Source organism: Xanthomonas arboricola (assembly GCF_003353015.1).
Classification (GTDB): domain Bacteria; phylum Pseudomonadota; class Gammaproteobacteria; order Xanthomonadales; family Xanthomonadaceae; genus Xanthomonas; species Xanthomonas arboricola_E.
Genome location: NZ_QREM01000008.1, coordinates 418214 through 440381, shown reverse-complemented (window position 1 = coordinate 440381; position 22168 = coordinate 418214). Strand labels below are relative to the sequence as shown.

General features: G+C 66.4%; 14 protein-coding genes and 1 tRNA gene. 13 read left to right on the top strand and 2 right to left on the bottom strand.

Annotation, left to right across the window (positions count from 1 at the left end; all coding sequences use genetic code 11):
• Positions 1-10: 10 nt before the first annotated feature.
• From mltG to C0541_RS09835, 5 genes are all read left to right on the top strand, one after another.
• Complete coding sequence (gene mltG / locus C0541_RS09855) at positions 11-1075, top strand: endolytic transglycosylase MltG (RefSeq protein WP_115047966.1); 1065 nt, start codon at positions 11-13, stop codon at positions 1073-1075.
• Positions 1072-2031 carry a DNA polymerase III subunit delta' gene (locus C0541_RS09850; protein WP_115047964.1) on the top strand — a complete coding sequence of 320 codons (960 nt, stop codon included), beginning with the start codon at positions 1072-1074 and terminating at the stop codon, positions 2029-2031. Before mltG ends, C0541_RS09850 begins: the two co-directional genes overlap by 4 nt.
• Positions 2028-2381: a PilZ domain-containing protein gene (locus tag C0541_RS09845; protein ID WP_115047962.1), complete on the top strand. Its 354-nt coding sequence runs from the start codon at positions 2028-2030 to the stop codon at positions 2379-2381. Before C0541_RS09850 ends, C0541_RS09845 begins: the two co-directional genes overlap by 4 nt.
• Positions 2382-2619: 238 nt before the next feature.
• Positions 2620-2694, top strand: a tRNA-Val gene (locus C0541_RS09840).
• 306 nt (positions 2695-3000) lie between these two features.
• On the top strand, positions 3001-3327 hold the full coding sequence (locus tag C0541_RS09835; RefSeq protein ID WP_115047960.1) for a hypothetical protein: 327 nt from the start codon (positions 3001-3003) through the stop codon (positions 3325-3327).
• Between the two features lie 207 nt (positions 3328-3534).
• Here C0541_RS09835 and prpR read toward each other — a convergent pair whose 3' ends face one another.
• Entirely contained in the window at positions 3535-5136 is a 1602-nt protein-coding gene (gene prpR, locus C0541_RS09830) for a propionate catabolism operon regulatory protein PrpR (RefSeq protein ID WP_115047958.1), read from the bottom strand.
• Between the two features lie 146 nt (positions 5137-5282).
• Here prpR and prpB point away from each other — a divergent pair, with 146 nt between their 5' ends.
• Positions 5283-6179 carry a methylisocitrate lyase gene (gene prpB, locus C0541_RS09825; RefSeq protein ID WP_115047956.1) on the top strand — a complete coding sequence of 299 codons (897 nt, stop codon included), beginning with the start codon at positions 5283-5285 and terminating at the stop codon, positions 6177-6179.
• A gap of 75 nt (positions 6180-6254) precedes the next feature.
• A complete protein-coding gene (gene prpC, locus C0541_RS09820; protein ID WP_115047953.1) occupies positions 6255-7409 on the top strand; it encodes a bifunctional 2-methylcitrate synthase/citrate synthase in 1155 nt (384 codons plus the stop codon).
• A gap of 119 nt (positions 7410-7528) precedes the next feature.
• On the opposite strand, the gene C0541_RS21040 is transcribed toward prpC, so the two are convergent.
• Positions 7529-7735 (bottom strand): hypothetical protein, encoded by a 207-nt coding sequence (locus tag C0541_RS21040; RefSeq protein ID WP_115047951.1) that lies wholly within the window; start codon positions 7733-7735, stop codon positions 7529-7531.
• 53 nt (positions 7736-7788) lie between these two features.
• On the opposite strand from C0541_RS21040, the gene acnD reads away from it, so the two are divergent.
• From acnD to C0541_RS09780, 6 genes are all read left to right on the top strand, one after another.
• Positions 7789-10431 carry a Fe/S-dependent 2-methylisocitrate dehydratase AcnD gene (gene acnD / locus C0541_RS09810; RefSeq protein WP_115047949.1) on the top strand — a complete coding sequence of 881 codons (2643 nt, stop codon included), beginning with the start codon at positions 7789-7791 and terminating at the stop codon, positions 10429-10431.
• A 68-nt stretch (positions 10432-10499) separates the two neighbouring features.
• On the top strand, positions 10500-11699 hold the full coding sequence (gene prpF / locus C0541_RS09805) for a 2-methylaconitate cis-trans isomerase PrpF (protein ID WP_115047947.1): 1200 nt from the start codon (positions 10500-10502) through the stop codon (positions 11697-11699).
• A 458-nt stretch (positions 11700-12157) separates the two neighbouring features.
• The gene (locus C0541_RS09800; protein WP_115047945.1) at positions 12158-14374 is read left to right on the top strand and encodes a TonB-dependent receptor; all 2217 of its coding nucleotides are present in this window, start codon (positions 12158-12160) and stop codon (positions 14372-14374) included.
• Between the two features lie 106 nt (positions 14375-14480).
• Positions 14481-15446 (top strand): nucleoside hydrolase, encoded by a 966-nt coding sequence (locus C0541_RS09795; RefSeq protein WP_115047943.1) that lies wholly within the window; start codon positions 14481-14483, stop codon positions 15444-15446.
• A gap of 622 nt (positions 15447-16068) precedes the next feature.
• A complete protein-coding gene (locus tag C0541_RS09790) occupies positions 16069-20946 on the top strand; it encodes an alpha-2-macroglobulin family protein (protein ID WP_429001344.1) in 4878 nt (1625 codons plus the stop codon).
• Between the two features lie 693 nt (positions 20947-21639).
• Entirely contained in the window at positions 21640-22107 is a 468-nt protein-coding gene (locus tag C0541_RS09780; protein WP_115047936.1) for an REP-associated tyrosine transposase, read from the top strand.
• Positions 22108-22168 lie beyond the last annotated feature (61 nt).

Genomic DNA, 22168 nt, shown 5'->3' with positions numbered 1-22168 from the left:
CAATGACGAGGTGGGTGTGGCGGTGACTGGCAAACGCGGATGTCTGGCCGTGCTGGGCACGGCATTGCTGCTTGCAGCGCTACTTGCGATTGCCGCGCTGGTGGCATGGCGGCATTACCTGCACTTTGCTCAGACGCCGGTGAGCGCGAGTGCGCCCAGCGTGGTGATCGCGCCCGGCGATTCGCTCAAGGCCACGCTGCGCAAGTTGCGCGCCGCCGGCGTGGCGCAGGGCACCGATCTGGAATGGCAGCTGCTCGCGCGCCAGGTCGACGCGGCCGGCAAGCTCAAGGTGGGCGAATACGCGCTGGCGCCGGCGCTGTCGCCGCGCGAGCTGCTCGAGCGCATGCGCCAGGGCCGGGTAATCCAGTACCGCTTCACCATCGTGGAAGGCTGGAATTTCCGCCAGCTGCGCGCCGCGATCGCCGCTGCCACGCCGCTGCACCAATCCATCGCTGCGCTGGACGATGCGGCGTTGATGGCGCGGCTGGGGTTCGCCAACCAGCACCCGGAAGGGCGCTTCCTGCCGGAAACCTATCTCTACCAACGCGGCGACAGCGATCTGGACGTGCTCAAGCGCGCCCACCTCGCGATGGACACCGCACTGGCCCAGGCCTGGGCGCAGCGCGCTGCCGATCTGCCGCTCAGCTCGCCGGAACAGGCGTTGATCCTGGCCTCGATCATCGAAAAGGAAACCGCGCTGGGCTCGGAGCGTCCGCTGATTGCCGGCGTGTTCCTGCGCCGCCTGCAGCTGGGCATGAAGCTGCAGACCGACCCCACCGTGATCTACGGCATCGGCAGTAGCTACGACGGCAACATCCGCCGCCGCGACCTGACCACCGATACGCCCTACAACACCTATACCCGCACCGGCCTGACCCCGACCCCGATCGCCATGCCCGGCCGCGAGGCCTTGCTGGCGGCAGTGCGTCCGGCACCAGGGAATGCCCTGTACTTCGTGGCGGTCGGCGATGGCACCGGTGCGCATGTGTTCTCGGCCACCCTGGCCGAACACAACGCGGCGGTGGCGCGTTACCTGCAGCGTCGCCGCCTGCCACAACCGGAGCCCACTCCATGACCACTGCGTTCTCGCCCTGGCAGCAGCGTGCCTACGACCAGACGCTGGCGGTGCTGGACGCCGGCCGGCTCGGCCACGGCCTGCTGATCTGCGGGCCGGATGGCCTGGGCAAGCGTGCGGTGGCCCTGGCGCTGGCCGAGCACGTGCTGGCCAGCGCGCCGGACCCGGCGCTGGCGCAGCGCAGCCGGCAGCTGATCGCCGCCGGGACCCACCCGGACCTGCAGCTGATCTCGTTCATCCCCAACCGCACCGGCGACAAGCTGCGCACCGAGATCGTGATCGAGCAGGTGCGCGAGATTTCGCAAAAGCTCTCGCTGACCCCGCAGTACGGCATCGCCCAGATCGTGATCGTCGACCCGGCCGATGCGATCAATCGCGCTGCCTGCAACGCGCTGCTCAAGACGCTGGAAGAACCCTCGCCGGGGCGCTACCTGTGGCTGATCAGCGCACAGCCGGCGCGCTTGCCGGCGACCATCCGCAGCCGCTGCCAGCGCCTGGAATTCAAGCTGCCGCCCGCGCACGAGGCGCTGGCCTGGCTGCTGTCGCAGGGCGTCGACGAGCGGGCTGCACAGGAAGCGCTGGATGCCGCACGCGGTCATCCGGGACTCGCGGCGCAGTGGCTGCGCGAGGATGGCCTGGCGGTGCGGCGTGCGGTGGCGCAGGACCTGGAACAGATCGCCAGCGGGCGCGCCAGTGCGGTAGAGGTTGCGCAGCGCTGGACCAACGACGGCCAGGGCGATCAGCGTTTGCGGCATGCGGCCGACCTGGCGTTGGCACAGGCATCGGCCGGCTTGACCGATCCATCGCGGTTGCACAAGCTGGCGACCTGGTTCGACGCCGCCAATCGCACCCGCGACCTGCTGCGCACCACCGTCCGCGCCGATCTGGCAGTGACGGAATTGTTGCTGGCCTGGCGCGAGGGAGAGCGCCAGCCACGTTCTAGGGGAACTCGATGAGTGCAATGAATGCACGCCAGGGCATTTTGTCGCTGGCGTTGAAGGACAAGCCGGCGCTCTACAGCGCCTACATGCCGTTCGTGAAGGGCGGCGGCATCTTCGTGCCCACGCCCAAGCGCTACATGCTCGGCGACGAGGTCTTCCTGTTGCTGACCCTGCCCGATTCCAGCGAACGCCTGCCGGTGGCCGGCAAGGTCGTCTGGACCACCCCGGCCGGTGCGCAGGGCAACCGCGCCGCCGGCATCGGCGTGCAATTCCCGGACGGCCAGGAAGGCGAGAGCGTGCGCAACAAGATCGAGACGCTGCTGGCGGGATTGACGACCTCGGACAAGCCGACGCATACGATGTGATGCCGGTGCCGGTGCCGGTGCCGGTGCCGGTGATCGCAGCCGTGTTGGACGCGGGGCATCGAAGCTGTGTAACGGGCGTTGGAATGGCGCCGAATCGAACGCTGCGTCATCGCTGCCAGCTCGCGGAAATGCCGCGCCCGGTCACCGGAACGGGGTTTTTTCGACCGCATCATCACCGCAGTGGATGAACCTGTTGACGATTGCCGCAGCTGCCCTATAATGTGCGGCTCGCGTCACCGGGCGGTTAGCTCAGCGGTAGAGCATTGCCTTCACACGGCAAGGGTCACAAGTTCGAACCTTGTACCGCCCACCATCGAAATCCAGCAGCAGCAAGGGTTTCAACGCGAGAAGAAGAGCCGGCCATGCGCCGGCTTTTTTGTTGTCCTGAAGGCGCTCCTGCAACCGCCTTGGGCGTCTGGCCCGGTTGAAGTGATGGGACCAGCCGATGCCGTCAAATCGCAGGTGTCGCTGCTATCCGTGCGAGTGGGATGCAGGGCCCGTTGATCCCAACGACTTGTTCAAGTCGCTGACAGGCGTGTTCATCCGGTTGTGCCTGCTTGTTGCAGGCGCAGGAACGAATCGCCATCCTGCAGTCCCCCGCGTTGAAGAAGGAGTGGCGATGAAGGCGCTGCTTGGAAATGCTCTTGTTGCGATGCTGTTGTTGGCCGGCTGTGCCCGCGATGTGGGCGAGCAGTACGTGGGCAGGTGGGTCAACATGACGTCGGAGAAGAATGTGCTCAGCATCGAGCACAACGGCGAGAGCTTCATCATCCGCGATACCACGCCGGCGCTGCTGGGTGGCGGCGTCAGGACGAAGAATCATCCGGCGATCTTGAACAAGGGTGTGCTGCAGGTGTCCGGCGTCGATGGCACCGTCAATTACGCAATCGACCAGGCGACCGGTCACCTGAGCACGGGCGATACCGAGTACACGCGGGTCAAGTGATCGTTGCGCGCTCGCTCGATGGACGAGTGCTGGGCAGCGGCGTGGCGTGTGCGGCCGGATCAGCTCGCCGACGTCGCGGCGCCCCTGGCGTGTGGATCGCATCGCATGCCCTGTTGCCGCTGGGCGCGAGTCTTGCGCCGTAAAGCGTGGCGAATCAGGTCAGCGTCTGCAGCCTGACCAGGTGAGGCCGGAACCCGCCCCTGCATCTCAATCGCGCGATGCCGACGCATGCGCCTGCATCCAGCGCCACAAGGTGGTACGCGAGACGCCGAGCGCCTGTGCGGCGAGGGCGCGGTTGCCGTTTGCGCGATCGAGCGCCGCGCGGACCGCTGCTGCGGTGAGTTGCATGCGCGAGGTTGCAAGATCGCTGTGTTCGGGCGCCGCCACGCTGTCGCCAATGCGTATGTCGAACAGCTCAGGTGCCCAGCGTTCCAATTGATCCAGGTCCAGGCTGTCGCGCGGGTGTGCCTTCCAGTGGATGCACAGGCGTTCGACCAGGTTGCGTAGTTCGCGCACGTTGCCCGGCCAGGGGTGCCGTTGCAGCCGCTGCAGCGCTGCCGGAGACAACGGCGACGGCAGCGCGCCGAGTTGATGGAAGTAATGCGCCAGCAATAGCGCGATCTCGTCGGGGCGGTTACGCAGTGGCGGCAGGCCGATGCGTAGCGCTGCCAGGCGATAGAAGAGGTCGCGACGGAAGCGTCCTTGCTCGACCAATGCCTGCAGCGGTTGCAGGCTGGCGGCGACCACGCGCACGTCGACGGCGACCGGCAGGGTGGCGCCGACCCGCAGCACTTCGCGCTCTTCCAGCACGCGTAGCAGGCGTGTCTGCAGCGGCATCGGCAGTTCGCCGATCTCGTCGAGAAACAGCGTGCCGTCCTGCGCGGCTTCGATCAGGCCGACATGGCCGCCGCGGCGTGCGCCGGTAAAGGCGCCGTCGCTGTAGCCGAACAATTCGGCTTCGAGCAGCGCCTCGCTGATGGCGCCGCAATTGATGGCGACGAAGCGGCCGCGCCGGCGGCTGCCGGCATGCAACTGGCGTGCGACCAGTTCCTTGCCGGTGCCGGTCTCGCCGCTGATCAGCACGGTGCCCGGATGCGGGGCGTACAGCTGCACCAGCTCGCGCACCTGCGCGATTGCGGCATCGTCGCCCAGCAGTGCGTCGGTGCGCCGCACCCGGCGCGTGCCGGTGCGGCTGGCAGGGCGATCGTTGCCGGGTGCGCTCCCCAGCGCGATGGCGTGTTCGAGTGCCAGGCGGACCGAATCGGCCGAATACAGCAGCACGCCCGGCAGGCCGGCCTGCTCGGCGAAATCGATCGCCATGCCGGTGCCCACGATGACCTGAATGCCGCCGGCGCGCAGGTCGGCGATGCGGTCGCGCGCGTCTTCGGCGGTGACGAAGCGGCGGTGCTCGATGTCCAGATCGAAACTGTCCTGGAATGCGCGAAACGAGGGCACGTCGGTGGCATGGGTGACCACGCCGATACGTGGGGCGATACGGCGCGCACGCGCCAACGCTTCCATCAGGTCGAAGCCGGTGGCCTGGATCGGTGCCAGCGGCAGTGCGAGCCGGCTGCGCAGGTAAGCGGCGTTGGAGCCGCCGGCGACCAGCACGTCGCAGCGCTCGCGGCGCAGGCGCTGGCCGATGACGTCCACTGCATCGGCAAAGCCGAGGTTGACCTGCTCGATGCGTGCGCGCTGGTCGAATTCGGGGATGACATCGGCCAGCAGGCCGGTCAGGCGAGAGACGCTGACGGTCCAGATAACGGGGAGAGCGGCTTCCGTCGGCTCGGTAAATCTGGGGCTGGGCATTGGTGATGTCGCGTTGCAACGGTGTTGCATCGTGTTCGATGCGTTGCAATGTTGCAACATTTACCCAGGGGTGGGCCAATCGGATCAACGGCTTGCCGTTGGCATGCCCCTTGCGCTGTATCCCCCATCCCACACCAGGAACCGCCATGACGTCATCGCCCACCGCTTCCGCCGGCACGCGCTTCCGCGCCGCGCTGGCCGCCGAATCGCCGCTGCAGGTGATCGGCGCGATCAATGCCAACCACGCGCTGCTGGCGCAGCGCGCCGGCTATCAGGCCATCTACTTGTCCGGCGGTGGCGTGGCGGCCGGTTCGCTGGGGCTGCCGGACCTGGGCATCAATACGCTGGAAGACGTGCTGATCGATGTGCGCCGCATTACCGATGTCTGCGCACTGCCGCTGCTGGTGGACGTGGACACCGGCTTCGGGCCGAGCGCGTTCAACATCGAGCGCACCATCAAGTCGCTGATCAAGGCCGGCGCGGCCGGCTGCCATATCGAAGACCAGGTCGGCGCCAAGCGCTGCGGGCATCGGCCGGGCAAGGAGATCGTCAGCCAGGCCGAGATGGTCGACCGGGTCAAGGCGGCGGCCGATGCCAAGACCGATCCGGCGTTCTTCTTGATCGCGCGGACCGACGCGATCCAGATGGAAGGCGTGGATGCGGCGATCGAGCGCGCGATCGCCTGCGTGGAGGCCGGTGCCGACGGCATCTTTGCCGAGGCCGCGTACGATCTGGAGACCTACACGCGGTTTGTCGATGCGGTACGCGTGCCGGTGCTGGCCAACATCACCGAATTCGGCAAGACGCCGCTGTTCACGCGCGACCAGCTCGCGCAGGCAGGCGTGGCGATCCAGCTGTTTCCGCTGTCGGCGTTCCGTGCGGCCAACAAGGCGGCCGAAGCGGTCTACACCGCGATCCGGCGCGATGGGCATCAGCAGGCCGTGCTGGACAGCATGCAGACGCGTGAAGAGCTGTACGAGCGCATCGGCTACCACGACTACGAGCAGCGCCTGGACGGCTTGTTTGCACGCAAAGGCGCATGATCGCGCCTTGCTGCGTGCAGGTTCGGCCATTTCATCCGTGACACCGCAACACGACACCGTTTGGGAGCGCATCGCATGAACGACACCGTCAATCCCGGCTTCAAGCCGAAGAAATCCGTCGCCCTGTCCGGCACGGCTGCAGGCAACACTGCGCTGTGCACGGTGGGTCGCAGCGGCAACGATCTGCATTACCGCGGCTACGACATCCTGGACCTGGCCACCACCAGCGAGTTCGAGGAAATCGCTTATCTGCTGGTGCATGGCAAGTTGCCCAATAGTGGCGAATTGCGTGGCTACAAGGCCAAGCTGCGCTCGCTGCGCGGCGTGCCGGCAGCGGTGAAGACAGCGCTGGAACAGCTACCGCCATCGGCGCATCCGATGGACGTGATGCGTACCGGCGTGTCGGTGCTGGGCTGCCTGCAGCCGGAAAAGGACGATCACAACCATCCGGGCGCGCGCGACATCGCCGACAAGTTGATGGCCTCGCTGGGCTCGATGCTGCTGTACTGGTACCACTACAGCCATAACGGCAAGCGCATCGAAGTGGAAACCGACGACGACTCGATCGGTGGGCACTTCCTGCATCTGCTGCACGGGTTTGCGCCGAAGGAGTCGTGGGTGCGTGCAATGCACACCAGCCTGATCCTGTACGCCGAGCACGAGTTCAACGCGTCGACGTTTGCGAGCCGCGTCATTGCCGGCACCGGCAGCGATATGTACAGCGCCATCGCCGGTGGCATCGGCGCCTTGCGTGGGCCCAAGCATGGCGGTGCCAACGAAGTGGCCTTCGAGGTGCAGAAGCGCTACGACACGCCGGATGAGGCCGAGGCCGATATCAAGGCGCGTGTGGAGCGCAAGGAAGTGGTGATCGGCTTCGGGCACCCGGTCTATACCGTGTCCGACCCGCGCAACAAGGTGATCAAGGAGGTGGCGCGCGAGCTTTCCGAGGCGCAGGGAAGCCGCAAGATGTACGACATTGCCGAGCGCCTGGAGAGCGTGATGTGGGACATCAAGAAGATGTTCCCTAACCTGGACTGGTTCAGTGCGGTCAGCTACCACATGATGGGCGTGCCGACGGCGATGTTTACGCCGCTGTTCGTGCTGGCGCGTACGGCTGGCTGGAGCGCGCACGTCATCGAGCAGCGCATGGACGGCAAGATCATTCGGCCTTCTGCGAATTACACGGGCCCGGAGGATCAGGTGTTCGTGCCGCTGGATCAGCGTTCCTGAAGGCTGCTGCCTGCGAGCGGCCCTCATCCGCCCTTCGGGCACCTTCTCCCGCGTTGCGGGAGAAGGGAGCGTGGCGAGCAGCGCGTGGTGACTAGCAATATGAGCATCTGCAATAGCGCTCACAACCACAACCACAACCACAACCACAACCACAGCCACAGCCACAGCCACAGCAACAGCCACAGCAACAGCAACAGCAACAGCAACAGCAACAGCAACAGCAACAGCAACAGCCACAGCCACAGCCACAGCCACAGCAAAAGCAACGACCACGACAGCAATAGCAGCACCAGTAACAGCACCAGTAACAGCACCAGTAATAGCACCAGTAATAGCACCAGTAACAGCAGACCCCGCCCGCTTTGTGATATCGCCAGCCATGAACAGCCAGTACCGCAAGCCCCTGCCGGGCACCTCGTTGGACTATTTCGATGCACGCGCCGCCGTGGATGCGCTGCGACCCGGCGCCTACGCAACGTTGCCGTATACCGCGCGCGTGCATGCCGAAAACCTGGTGCGGCGTGCGCAGCCACAGATGCTGGAGGCCTACCTGCGCCAGCTGATCGAGCGCAGACGCGACCTGGATTTTCCCTGGTTTCCGGCGCGCGTGGTCTGTCATGACATCCTGGGGCAGACTGCGTTGGTCGACCTGGCCGGGCTGCGCGATGCAATCGCCGAGCAGGGGGGCGATCCGGCCCAGGTCAACCCGGTGGTGCCGGTGCAGTTGATCGTCGATCACTCGCTGGCGGTGGAGTATGCCGGCTTCGACAAGCAGGCGTTCGCCAAGAACCGCAGCGTGGAAGATCGCCGCAACGCCGACCGCTTCCACTTCATCGAGTGGACCAAGCGCGCGTTCGAGAACATGGAAGTGATTCCGCCGGGCAACGGCATCATGCATCAGATCAATCTGGAGAAGATGTCGCCGGTGATCTACACACTGGACGGCGTGGCGTTTCCGGATACCTGCGTGGGCACCGACAGCCACACCCCGCACGTGGATGCGCTGGGTGTGATCGCGGTGGGCGTGGGCGGGCTGGAGGCGGAAAACGTGATGCTGGGACGTGCCTCGTGGATGCGCCTGCCCGACATCATCGGCGTGGAATTGCTGGGCCGGCCTGCGCCCGGGATTACCGCTACCGACATCGTGCTGGCCTTGACCGAGTTCCTGCGCCAGCAGCGCGTGGTCGGCGCGTACCTCGAGTTCTATGGCGCCGGCGCCAGCGCACTGACCATCGGCGACCGCGCGACCATTTCCAATATGACGCCGGAGTTCGGTGCGACGGCGGCGATGTTCTACATCGACCAGCAGACTATCGACTACCTGCGCCTGACCGGCCGCGAAGACGCGCAGATTGCGCTGGTGGAAACCTACGCGCGTCAGACCGGCCTGTGGGCGGACGATCTGGGCACCGCGCAGTACGAGCGCGTGCTGCAGTTCGATCTATCCAGCGTGGTGCGCAACATGGCCGGGCCATCCAATCCCCACAAGCGCGTGGCGACCAGTGAGTTGGCGCAGCGCGGTATCGCGGGGCAATGGGACGAGGTGCCGGGACAGATGCCCGATGGCGCGGTGATCATTGCTGCGATCACTTCCTGCACCAATACCTCCAACCCGCGCAATGTCATCGCCGCCGGCCTGCTGGCGCGCAATGCCAATGCGCGCGGGCTGACCCGCAAGCCGTGGGTGAAGAGTTCGCTGGCGCCGGGGTCAAAAGCGGTGCAGCTGTATCTGGAAGAAGCCGGCCTGTTGGGCGAGCTGGAACAATTGGGTTTCGGCATCGTCGCGTTTGCCTGCACCACCTGCAACGGCATGAGTGGCGCACTGGATCCGGCCATCCAGCAGGAGATCATCGACCGCGATCTGTACGCGACCGCGGTGCTGTCGGGCAACCGCAACTTCGACGGGCGCATCCATCCCTACGCCAAGCAGGCGTTCCTGGCCTCGCCACCGTTGGTGATCGCCTATGCCATCGCCGGCACGGTGCGCTTCGATATCGAAAAGGATGTGCTGGGCATCGACGCCGATGGCGTGGCGGTGACGCTCAAGGATCTGTGGCCCACCGATGCGGAGATCGATGCGGTGGTGGCGCGCAGCGTCAAGCCGGAGCATTTCCGCAGCGTCTACGACCCGATGTTCAAGCGTAGCGTGGGGCAGGGCAGCAGCGTCAGCCCGTTGTACGACTGGCGGCCGACCAGCACCTACATCCGTCGCCCGCCGTACTGGGAAGGCGCGCTTGCCGGTGTACGCAGCTTGCAAGGCCTGCGTCCGTTGGCGGTGCTGGGCGACAACATCACTACCGACCATCTGTCGCCGTCGAATGCGATCCTGGCCGGCAGCGCGGCTGGCGAGTATCTGGCGCAGATGGGCGTGCCGGAAGAGGACTTCAATTCCTATGCCACCCATCGCGGCGACCACCTCACCGCGCAGCGGGCCACCTTTGCCAACCCCAAGCTGGTCAACGAAATGGCGGTGGTCGATGGACAGGTGAAGGCAGGCTCGCTGGCGCGGCTGGAACCGGAAGGCCAGGTGCTGCGCATGTGGGAGGCGATCGAAACCTACATGACGCGCAAGCAACCGCTGATCATCATTGCCGGCGCCGATTACGGCCAGGGCTCCTCGCGCGACTGGGCCGCCAAGGGCGTGCGGCTGGCCGGCGTGGAAGTGATCGTGGCCGAAGGCTTCGAGCGGATCCACCGCACCAACCTGATCGGCATGGGCGTGTTGCCGCTGGAGTTCAAGCCGGGCAGCGATCGCAAGACGCTGGGCATCGACGGCAGCGAAACCTTCGATGTGGTCGGCGAGCGCACACCCGGCGCCACGCTGACGCTGTCGATCCATCGGCGCAACGGCGAGCAGGTGCAGGTGCCGGTCATCTGCCGCCTGGATACCGCCGAGGAAGTGTCCATCTACGAGGCGGGCGGCGTGCTGCAACGGTTTGCGCAGGATTTTCTTGAGAGCCGGGAATCGGGAGTCGGGAGTCGAGATTTGTTGAAAACGACATCAGCACCGCAAGCGCACTAGCGTCCATGGCCCTTGCCGTGGGTCTGCAACCCAATCCCCATTCTCCAACCCCCAATCCCGGCCCTCCCATGACCCATCTGCCCCAACTCCGCATCCCGGCCACCTACATGCGTGGCGGCACCAGCAAGGGCGTGTTTTTCCGCCAGCAGGATCTGCCCGCTGCCGCGCAGCAGCCCGGGCCGGCGCGCGATGCGTTGTTGCTGCGCGTGGTCGGCAGCCCCGATCCGTATGCCAAGCAGATCGATGGCATGGGTGGGGCGACCTCCAGCACCAGCAAGGGCGTGATCGTGTCGGCCAGTGCGCATGCCGGGCACGATGTGGACTACCTGTTCGGGCAGGTATCCATCGACAGCGCGTTCGTGGACTGGAGCGGCAACTGCGGCAACCTGTCGGCAGCGGTGGGGCCATTTGCGATCGCCAACGGCCTGGTCGATGCCGCGCGGGTGCCGCGCGACGGCGTGGCGACGGTGCGGATCTGGCAGGCCAATATCGGCAAGACCATCGTGGCGCACGTACCGATGACCGATGGCCAGGTGCAGGAAACCGGCGACTTCGAACTGGATGGAGTGACCTTTCCGGCCGCCGAGGTGCAGCTGGAATTCCTCGACCCGGCCGACGCTGCCGAAGGCGAGGGCGGCGCGATGTTCCCCACCGGCAGGCTGATCGATCAGCTGGAGGTTCCCGGCCTGGGCACGATCGCCGCGACGCTGATCAATGCCGGCATCCCGACCATCTTCGTCAATGCAGGCGACCTGGGCTACACCGGTACCGAGTTGCAGGAGGCGATCAATGGCGATGCGCGTGCACTGGCGATGTTCGAGACCTTGCGCGCGCACGGCGCGTTGCGGATGGGCCTGATTGCGCAGGTGGAAGACGCAGCAACGCGGCAGCACACCCCGAAGGTGGCGTTCGTCGCGCCACCGGCCGATTACACCGCCTCCAGCGGCAAGCCGGTGCGGGCGGCCGAGATCGACCTGCTGGTGCGCGCGCTGTCGATGGGCAAGTTGCACCACGCCATGATGGGCACCGCGGCCGTCGCCATCGGGACAGCCGCGGCCGTGCCGGGCACGCTGGTCAATCTGGCTGCCGGCGGCGTGACGCGCACGGCGGTGCGCTTCGGGCACCCGTCCGGCACCTTGCGGGTCGGCGCCGAGGCGCAATCGATCGACGGCCAGTGGCAGGTGACCAAGGCGCTGATGAGCCGCAGTGCGCGGGTGCTGATGGAAGGCTGGGTGCGGGTGCCGGGTGATGTTGCCTACGTCGAGTGAGTGATGCAGCAGGCAACGCGTGGTGATTGCCCGGATGCAGGTTGCACACGCGTCTGGTCCAGAGACGCGCCTGCGCGTTGTCTACGGAGCCTCGGTAGGTCGCCAATAGGCTGCGTGCTGCACGGAAGTCGTGAGGCCGTCGCACGTGCTTTCCGTCTCGGCGGCGCATTGGCGCTTTTTAAGCGTCAGGAGGATTGGGAACGCCTCGTCGCGCTCCTACCCAGTGAAATCCCGCCGCTCGACCTATGCAAACCGCCGCTCCGGTGAGCATCGCGCACTGAGACCAGGCACGCCCCAACGCGCAAATTGCATCGCCGTGTTGCATAAATTCGAACGCCTTTTCGAATTCCGAAAACTTTTTCGCACGCGCTCTGCCAAATTTGTGTAAATCGTGTTAATTCTGTTGCAACGCGGCATGCAGATCAGGCCGCTCCGCCAACCGAATCCGGAGTCATCCCATGTCCGCCAGCCGGTCGCTCAAGATCAGCGCGCTCGCCGTTGCCGTCGCTTCCCTTCTTCCGCTTCATGCCGCTGCCCAGCAGGCGCCCGGCGACGACGGTGTCGTGCGCCTGGACGCGGTCAAGGTCACGGTCGAGCGCCGCTCGGAAGATTCCAAGGACGTGCCGGTCTCGGCATCGGTGCTGCGTCCGGAATTTCTGGATGCCATCTCCACCAGCGGCTCGGATATCCGCGTGCTCGCCGGCAAGGCACCCAGCCTCAACATCGAATCGTCCAACGGCCGGGTGTTTCCGCGCGTGTACATCCGCGGCTACGGCAACACCGACTTCAATACCTACGCCTCGCAGCCGGTGTCGTTGATCTATGACGACGTGGTGCAGGAAAACGCATTCCTGAAGGGCTTCCCGATCTTCGATCTGGAAGGCCTGGAAGTGCTGCGCGGCCCGCAGGGCACGCTGTTCGGCCGCAATACGCCGGCCGGCGTGGTCAAGTTCAACTCGGTCAAGCCGGCCATCGGCGCCAATGACGGCTACGCCAGCCTGTCCTACGGCACCTACGGCACGATGACGCTGGAAAGCGGCCTGAGCATCGCCATGGGCGAGCATTGGGCGGCGCGTCTGTCCACGTTGGGCCAGCGTCGCGACGACTGGGTGGAAAACCGCGACGGCCGCGACCTGGAAGGCTATACCGACTCGGCCGTGCGCCTGCAGCTGCTGTACCAGGCCAGCGACGATTTCAGCGCCTTGTTCAACGCCCATGCGCGTCACCTGGACGGCACCGCACGGCTGTTCCGCGCCAACATCATCCAGCCCGGCACCAACCAGCTGGTGGACGGCTTCGACGAAGAGAAGTCCTTCATCGACGGCGCCAACACCCAGGAACTGCAGACCTACGGCGGCAGCGCCAACCTGACCTGGGATCTGGGCGACATCGCGCTGCACTCGATCACCGCCTACGAAGGCATCGGCAAGTACTACAGCCGCGGCGACATCGACGGTGGCTTCGGCGCGGTGTTCGCACCGCCGTCGGGCCCGGGCGCGATTCCGTTCCCGGTGGAAACCGCCGGCGGCATCAAGAGCCTGGACCAGTACAGCCAGGAACTGCGCGCCGAATCGCAGTACGAGGGCCCGCTCAACTGGCAGGCCGGCCTGTACTACTTCCACGACGATGTGGAAGGCGAGAACTACACCTACAACACCTTCAGCGGCGGCGACCTGGCCAGCTACCAGCTGACCCGCCAGCGCAACACCTCGTGGGCGGCGTTCGGCTCGTTGAACTATGCGGCCACCGATCGGCTGAACCTGCGCGCCGGCATCCGCTACACCTACGACAAGAAGACCTTCGACGTGCTGGCGCTGGACCGGGTCACGCTGGTCGAGCCGTCCAGTGGCGAGACCGACAACTCCAAGGTCACCGGCGACCTGGCGGCCACCTTCGCCATCAACGACGACGTCAACGTGTACGCCCGTGCGGCACGCGGCTTCCGCGGCGCCAGCTTCGGCGTGCCCTCGGGTACCGCGCCGCTGACCGTGGCCGAGCCGGAGACGGTGGATTCGTTCGAGATCGGCATCAAGTCGGATCTGTTCGACAACCGCGCGCGCCTGAGCTTCGACATCTACGATTTCCGCGTCAAGAACCAGCAGCTCACTGCGGTGGGCGGCACCTCCAACGACGTGCGTCTGCTCAACGCCGACAAGACCAAGGCGCGCGGCGCCGAGTTCGACTTCGAAGCGCTGCTCACCCAGAACCTGCGCGTCACCGCCGGCGGCGCCTACAACTGGACCCGCATCGACGACCCGTCCCTGTCGGTGGGTGTGTGCCGCACCTGCACCGTGACCGACCCGCTCAATGCCGCCGGCCGCGCGCTGATCGACGGCAACGATCTGCCGCAGGCTGCCAAGTGGATGGCCAACGCCACGCTGCGTTACGGCATCCCGATGGGCGACGACGGCGAGCTGTTCTTCTACACCGACTGGTCCTACCGCAGCGAAGTGAACTTCTTCCTGTACGACTCCCGGGAGTTCACCGGCCAGCCGCTGGTCGAAGGCGGCGCCAAGATCGGCTACAACTGGGGCGCGGGTGCGTACGAGCTGTCGGTGTTCTGCCGCAACTGCACCAACCAGATCCGCGTGACCGGTGCGATCGACTTCAACAACCTCACCGGCTTCATCAACGACCCGCGCATCGTCGGTGCGCAGTTCCGCGCCAATTTCTGATCGGCGTGGTGGTGTAGCACGATTGAACCGCCGGCTATGATGCCGGCGGTTTTTTTATGGCGGCAGGAGTAGGTGCATGCAGCGCAGATGGCGAAACATGGGGTGGATGCTGGGGCTGTGGTGCGCGTCGGCAGTGGCGTGGGCGCAGACGCCTGCCGTGGCCGCAGGGCAGGCACCGCCAACACCCACATCCACCGAGTTGCTGGTGGTCTCCACCGATATCGGCGACGACATCGACGATGCGTTTGCGCTGGGGCTGTTGCTGCGCAGCCCGCAGCTGCGCGTGCTGGGCATCGCATCGGCCTGGGGCGATACCCGCTTGCGCGCGCAGTTGCTGCAGCGCCTGTTGCAGCAGGCCGGACGCAGCGAGATTCCGTTGGCGGTGGGTGCACGCACCACCAGCGCGATTCCCTTCAGCCAGGCACGCTGGGCCGCGAAAGGGCAGCTGCCGAGCGGCTTGCCCGATGCGGCGGCGATGATCCTGCAGCAGGCGCGCCTGCATCCGGGCGAGGTGACCTTGCTGGTGCTGGGGCCGATGACCGACGCCGCACTGGCGCAGCAGCGCGACCCGGCCGGCTTTGCCAAGCTCAAGCGCATCGTGGCGATGGGCGGCTCGGTCCGCGTTGGCTATGGCAAGTCGGCGTATCGGCCGGCCAGTGCGCCGGCGCCGGAGTACAACATCCTCGCCGATGTGCCGGCGGCGCAGCGGGTGTTTGGGGCCGGCGTGCCGATCGTGCTGCTGCCGCTGGACGCCACCCAGGTTCCGCTGGAAGAGCCCGAGCGCATCGCGCTGTTTGCACACGGCGACGGACTCACCGATGCGCTCACCCAGCTGTACTACCAGTGGCGCAACACCGACCAGCCCTGGGCCAGCGCCACGCCGACCCTGTTCGACGCGGTGCCGGTGGCCTGGCTGCTGCGCCCCGACCTGTGCCCGACCACGCCATTGCATCTGGAGGTCGATGCGCAGGGGTACACCCGCGAGGGCAAAGGCACCGCGAACGTGCAGGCCTGCCTGCGCGCGGACAAGCCGGCGTTGATCGAGATGTACATGCGACAGCTGCTGCGCTGAGACCCGGGCCGCGACATTGCCGGCACGCGCCTGCGCAGGTGGCGCTGTCGGTACTATGCCGGGCCATGGTCAGGCACGGCGGCGTGAATCGTCCCTCATCCGCCTCCGGGCACCTTCTCCCGTCAACGGGAGAAGGGACGTCTTGAGCTTCGTGGTTTGACTGGTCTGGCTGGTGTGAGCGTTCGTAATGGCGTGAATCGTCCCTCATCCGCCCTTCGGGCACTTTCTCCCGTCAACGGGAGAAGGGAGCGTCATGAGCTTTTTGGGGCTGCTGGTACGGCTCAAGTGTCGAAACAGCTTCCGCGGGTGCGAGGCAGGCGAGCCGACGAACAGGGACACACGTCGCTTGCTCGAATGCAGCGACTCGACGCGCGGTGCCAAGCATTGCGCCGTCCATCCATCCATTCCTGGTACTCCTTCTCCCGCGTGCGGGAGAAGGTGCCCGAAGGGCGGATGAGGGGGCCGTTGACTGTCCGAGGCTGTCGCAAAACGCATGGCGCGATCCCTGTGCTGCCGCGCGGCGCATGCAGGTCAGGCGCGTCGCTATACTGGCCGCCTCAGTCATGGGATTGCACGAATGGACAGCCGGGAATCAGGGATGAGGGCGTCGGGCATGCGGCGCATGTTGCTGTGGGTGGTATTGCTCAGCGTGGCGATCGGCGCGGTGGCGTGCAAGCGCAACGAGAGCGGCCAGCTGCCCGCCGCCAGCGGCGAGGCGATCAAGGCCGACAGGCAGGCGATCACCGGGTTTGCGCTGGCGCGCGCCTATCCCGACCAGACCAGCGACGGGCTGTCGCTGGCGCTGGAATTCTCGCGGCCGCTGGTCGGCACCCAGGACTTCGATGCGCTGGTGCGCTTCGAGGAAAAGGTCGGCACCGGCGACAGCAGCTGGACGCTGTCCGACGACGGCAAGACGCTGCGCTACCCGTACGTGGAAGCGGCCAAGGACTACACCGTGCTGGTCGACGCCAACCTGCTGGCCGCCGACGGCAGCCGCCTGGGCAAGCCGCTCAAGCAGAAGGTCTACACCGGCGCGCTCAAGCCGGTGGCCGGGTTCGCTTCGCAAGGCAGCGTGCTGCCGGCGCGTGAAAGCCGCGGCCTGCCGGTGGTGTCGGTCAACGTGCCGGAAGTGGACGTGGAGTTCCTGCGCGTGCGCGAGAAGTCACTGCCGGCCTTTTTCCAGCAGTTCCAGCGCGGCGGCCGTCGCGGCAGCTGGGAGCTGGAGAACGACTACAACGACAAGCAGCCGCTGTCCAAGCTGGCCGAGCCGGTGTACGTCAATCGTTTCATTCTGGGCGGCAAGCAGAACGAGCGCGTGCTGACCTACCTGCCGACGCAGGACATCAAGGAACTGCAGGAACCCGGCCTGTACTTTGCGGTGATGAAGCGCGCCGGCAGCTTCGAGAACGAACAGGAGACCGCGTTCTTCACCGTCAGCGACATCGGCCTGCACACGCGCGCCTACAAGGACAAGCTGTTCGTGCACACCGCCTCGTTGCAGAGCGGCCAGCCGATCAAGAACGTGGACGTGCGCATCCTCGATGCCAAGGGCGAGCTGTTCCTCAAGGGCGCCACCGACGGCAACGGCAATGCGCTGCTCAACTACACGCTCGATGCCGGCCACGTGCTGGTGGCGCGCAGCAAGACCGATATCTCGGTGCTGCCGTTCAACCAGCCGGCGCTGGACCTGAGCGAATTCGCGGTGGCCGGGCGGCAAAGCGCATGGTTCGACGTGTTCGCCTGGGCCGGCCGCGACCTGTATCGCCCCGGCGAGACCATGCGCGTGTCGGCGATCCTGCGCGACAACGACGGCAAGCCGACCAAGCCGCAGCCGGTGTTCCTGCGGCTCAAGCAGCCGGACGGCAAGACCTTCCGCGAGACCAGGCTGCAGCCGGGCGAGCAGGGTTACTTCGAATTCGCCCAGCAGATTCCGGTCGACGCGCCCACCGGCCGCTGGCAGGTGGAATTCCGTACCGATCCGGCCAGCAAGGACGCCGTGCAGGGCATGACGGTGCGCGTGGAAGAGTTCCTGCCCGAGCGCATGAAGCTGGACCTGGATGCCGCGCAAAAGACCCTGAGCGCCGGCCAGCCGTTCAGGCTGGTCGCCAATGCCGCGTATCTGTATGGCGCGCCAGCCGATGGCAACCGCTTCACCGCCAAGCTGGCGGTCAGCGTCGAGCAGCATCCGCTTGAGTCCTTGCCGGGCTGGTTCTTCGGCGACCCCACGCTGGAGCTGCCGCGCGACGCCGGGGACGTGATCGATACCACGTTCGGCAGCGACGGCATCCTGCGCGAAGACATCGCGCTGCCCGCCGAAGCCAAGCCGGTCAGCACGATTGCCGCGGTGGTCTCGGGCAGCGTCTACGAGACCGGCGGGCGCACCGTCACCCGCACCGTCAAGCGCGTGTTGTGGCCGGCCAAGGCGCTGGTCGGCGTGCGCCCCTTGTTCGACGACAAGGACGGCACCGATGCCAACGGCACCGCGCGCTTCGAACTCACCCGCGTGGATGCCGATGGCAAGCCGCAACCGGCCAAGGGCCTGAAGGCCACGCTGGTGCGCGAGCTGCGCGACTACCACTGGAACTACACCGACGACCATTGGGATTACGACTTCACCCGCCGCTTCGAGAACAAGGACACGCGCACGCTGGATGTGGGCAGCGGCAATGCCAAGCTCGATTTCCCGGTGGAATGGGGCGAGTACCGCCTGGACGTGTTCGACCCGGCCACCGGGCTGACCACGCGTTACCCGTTCCGCGCCGGCTGGAGCTGGAACGACGAAAATCGCGGCCTGGACGCGCGCCCGGACAAGGTCAAGCTGGCCTTGGACAAGACCGCCTATCGCGCCGGCGACACGCTCACCGTCACGCTGACCCCGCCGCATGCCGGCAAGGGCGTGCTGCTGGTGGAAAGCGACAAGCTGCTGTACGTGCAGGACATCGACGTCAAGCCGGGCAGCACGTTCGACATTCCGGTCACCGAGGCCTGGGAGCGCCACGATGTGTATGTCACCGCGTTGGTGTTCCGCGGCGGCAGTGCACCGAGCAAGATCACCCCGGCGCGCGCGGTGGGCGTGGCGTATGTGCCGATGGACCGCAAGGCGCGGCGCGTGGCGGTGGGCCTGGCGGCACCCAGGCAGATGCGCCCGGAGCAGGCCTTGCCGGTGACGGTGAGCGTGCCGGAGCTGGCCGGCAAGGCCGCACACGTGACCATCTCGGCGGTGGACGTGGGCATCCTCAACATCACCCGTTTCCCGGTGCCCGATGCCAATGCGCAGTTCTTCGCGCAGCGTCGCCTCGGCACCGATGCCTACGACATCTACGGGCGGGTGATCGAAAGTTTCGAAGGCGCCAGCGGCAAGCTCAAGTTCGGCGGGGACATGGCGCTGGAAGCCTTGCCGCAAGCCAAGCGCCCGACCGCGCGCGTGCAGACCGTGGACCTGTTCTCCGGCTCGGTGAAGCTCGATGCCCGTGGCAATGCGCGCGTGCAACTGCCGGTACCGGATTTCAACGGCACCTTGCGGGTGTCGGCCTTGGTGTATTCGGAGACGCGGTTCGGCAATCAGTCCATGGAAACCGTGGTGCGCGCGCCGATCCTGGCCGAGGCCAGCATGCCGCGCGTGATGGCGCCGGGCGACCGCAGCACGGTGACGCTGGATGTGCAGAACTTCACCGGCAAGCCGGGCGAGTTCAATGTGCGCGTCGAGGGTGTTGGCCCGTTGGCCATTGCCGAGGCGGCGCGCAGCGTCAAGCTCGGTGTGGATGCCAAGCAGACGTTGAGCTTTCCGCTGAGCGCCACCGAAGGCTATAGCGTGGCCAAGGTGCGCGTGCGCGTGGACGGCAACGGCTTCAAGGCCGACCGCAGCTACGACCTGCCGGTGCGTGCCGGTTGGCCGCAGGTGTTGCGTGCGCAGACGCGCGTGCTCGATCCGCTGGCGCCGATCAGCCTGGACAGCGGCTTTGCCGATGGCCTGATGGCCGGCTCGGTGACCGCGCGCATGGTGGTCAGCCCGCTGCCGCCGATTCCATTCGCCAGCGCCCTGCAGGGTGCGTTGGACTACCCGTACGGCTGCGCCGAGCAGACCACCAGCAAGGGCTACGCCGCGCTGTTGCTCGACGACGCCACCGCCCGGGCGTTGGGCACCAAGGGGCTGGAGGCGGGCAAGCGCCGCGAGCGCATGGAAGGCGCGTTCGGTCGCCTGGCTTCGATGCAGATCGCCAGCGGGCATTTCTCGATGTGGGGCGACGACGGCTACGTCAATCCGGGCCTGACCCCGTACATCGCCGAGTTCCTGCTCGATGCCAAGGACGCCGGTTTTGCGGTGCCCGACAACGTGCTGCAGAAGGCGCTCAATCGGCTCAGCGAGGACCTGCTGTCCGGTGGCAACGAGTTCTACGGGCAGGATCGCCGCGATAGCCTGAAGTTCGCCAACCAGGCCTGGTCCGGCTACGTGCTGGCACGCGTCAACCGCGCCCCGCTGGGCACGCTGCGTGCGCTCTACGACAACCAGCGCGACAAGGCGCTGACCGGTTTGTCGCTGGTGCATCTGGGCGCGGCGTTGTCGCTGCAGGGCGACACCAAGCGTGGGCAGGCGGCGATCAAGGCCGGTTTTGCCAAGGACAGCAGCGAGCGTCCGTCGTACTTCGCCGATTACGGCAGCGCGATCCGCGACGATGCCTTGATGATGGCGCTGTTGCACGAGCGTGGCCTGTCCAGGCCCGAGTACGACACCCGCGCTGTTGCGCTGGGCCGTGCGCTGGATGCACGTCGCGCCACCGGCTGGCTGTGGCTGAGCACGCAGGAGCAGGTGGCGCTGGCGCGCTTGGGCAAGGCCTTGATGGTCGGGCAGGGCAAGCAGGTGTCCGGCACCTTGACTGTTGGCGGCGAGACGCAGGAGATCGCGCCGGCGCGCCTGTTCGGGCGCAGTTTCGACAGCGCCGCCCTGGCGCGCGGCGTGCAGTTCGCACCGCAGGGCGAGGCACCGATGTACGCCAGCCTGGAAGTGGCCGGCATCCCGCGCAGCGCGCCGGAGCCGGACACGCGCACCCTCAGCGTGGAGCGCAGCTGGTACACCACCGACGGCAAACCGTGGACGCCGCGTGCATTGAAGGAAGGCGAAGCGTTGATCGTGCGCGTGGCCATTACCGCCAACAGCAACATGCCCGACGCACTGCTGACCGACCTGTTGCCGGCCGGGCTGGAGATCGAGAACTTCAATCTCGGCGATGCCAAGCAGTGGGCCGACGTGGTGGTGGACGGCATCGGCATCAGCGAGCGTTCCAGCGCCGCCGACGTCAAGCACGAAGAGTTCCGCGACGACCGGTATGTGGCCGCGCTGGCGCTGTCCTCGGGCAGCAAGGCGCAGCTGTATTACCTGGTGCGCGCCGTCACGCCGGGCACCTACACGGTGCCGCCCTCGTTGGTGGAAGACATGTACCGCCCCGAGCTGCGTGGCGTGGGGCGCAGCACGCCGGCGACAATGACGGTGGTGCAGCCGTAAGCCATCAACGTAGGAGCGCGCTGGCGCGCGATGGGGCCTTCCCAGGAGCGCCCCATCGCGCGCCAGCGCGCTCCTACGGTTGGGAGTTTTCTCACCGAAGCGAGCGTCTCACTGCCCTGCAAGCGCTTGCGTGGGTGGGGCAGCATGCAACGATGAACAACCCCATGTCGCCAGGACATCGCGCGCGACGTCGTGGCCGGCGCTCGCTCGCACGTTGCTGCTATCTCCTCACTGTCACAACCTGCCAGCGCGCTCCTACGGTTGGGAGTTTTCNGGTGGGGCAGCATGCAACGATGAACAACCCCATGTCGCCAGGACATCGCGCGCGACGTCGTGGCCGGCGCTCGCTCGCACGTTGCTGCTATCTCCTCACTGTCACAACCTGCCAGCGGCGAACGGAGTGCAGCCGTAAGCCATCAACGTAGGAGCGCGCTGGCGCGCGATGGGGCCTTCCCAGGAGTGCCCCATCGCGCGCCAGCGCGCTCCTACGGTTGGGAGTTTTCTCACCGAAGCGAGCGTCTCACTGCCCTGCAAGCGCTTGCGTAGGTGGGGCAGCATGCAACGATGAACAACCCCATGTCGCCNGGAGTGCCCCATCGCGCGCCAGGGCGCTCCTACGGTTGGGAGTTTTCTCACCGAAGCGAGCGTCTCACTGCCCTGCAAGCGCTTGCGTAGGTGGGGCAGCATGCAACGATGAACAACCCCATGTCGCCGGGACATCGCGCGCGACGTCGTGGCCGGCGCTCGCTCGCACGTTGCTGCTATCTCCTCACTGCCACAACCTGCCAGCGGCGACGCGTGTTCGACGATTTTCAGCTGGCCGCATCAGCGTGCCGCGCCTTCATCGCCGCGGTACCGAAAGATGCCTCGTTGCTCGCCTGGGTGCTGATGCCGGACCATGTCCACTGGCTGGTGCAGTTGGGAGATGTGACGCCACTGGCGCGGACGGTGTCATGCATGAAGGCCGCGAGCACGCGTGCAGTCAATGAGCAACGCGGGGTGCGCGCTGCGGTCTGGACGCGTGCCTATCACGACCGCGCCTTGCGCAAGGATGACGATCTGCGCATCGTGGCTCGCTACCTGATCGCCAATCCGCTGCGCGCCGGGCTGGTTGACCGGGTTGGCGCCTATCCATTCTGGGATGCCATCTGGCTCCCGTAGGAGCGCGCTTGCGCGCGATGCGGCGTTACCGGGAACGCCTCATCGCGCGCAAGCGCGNCAC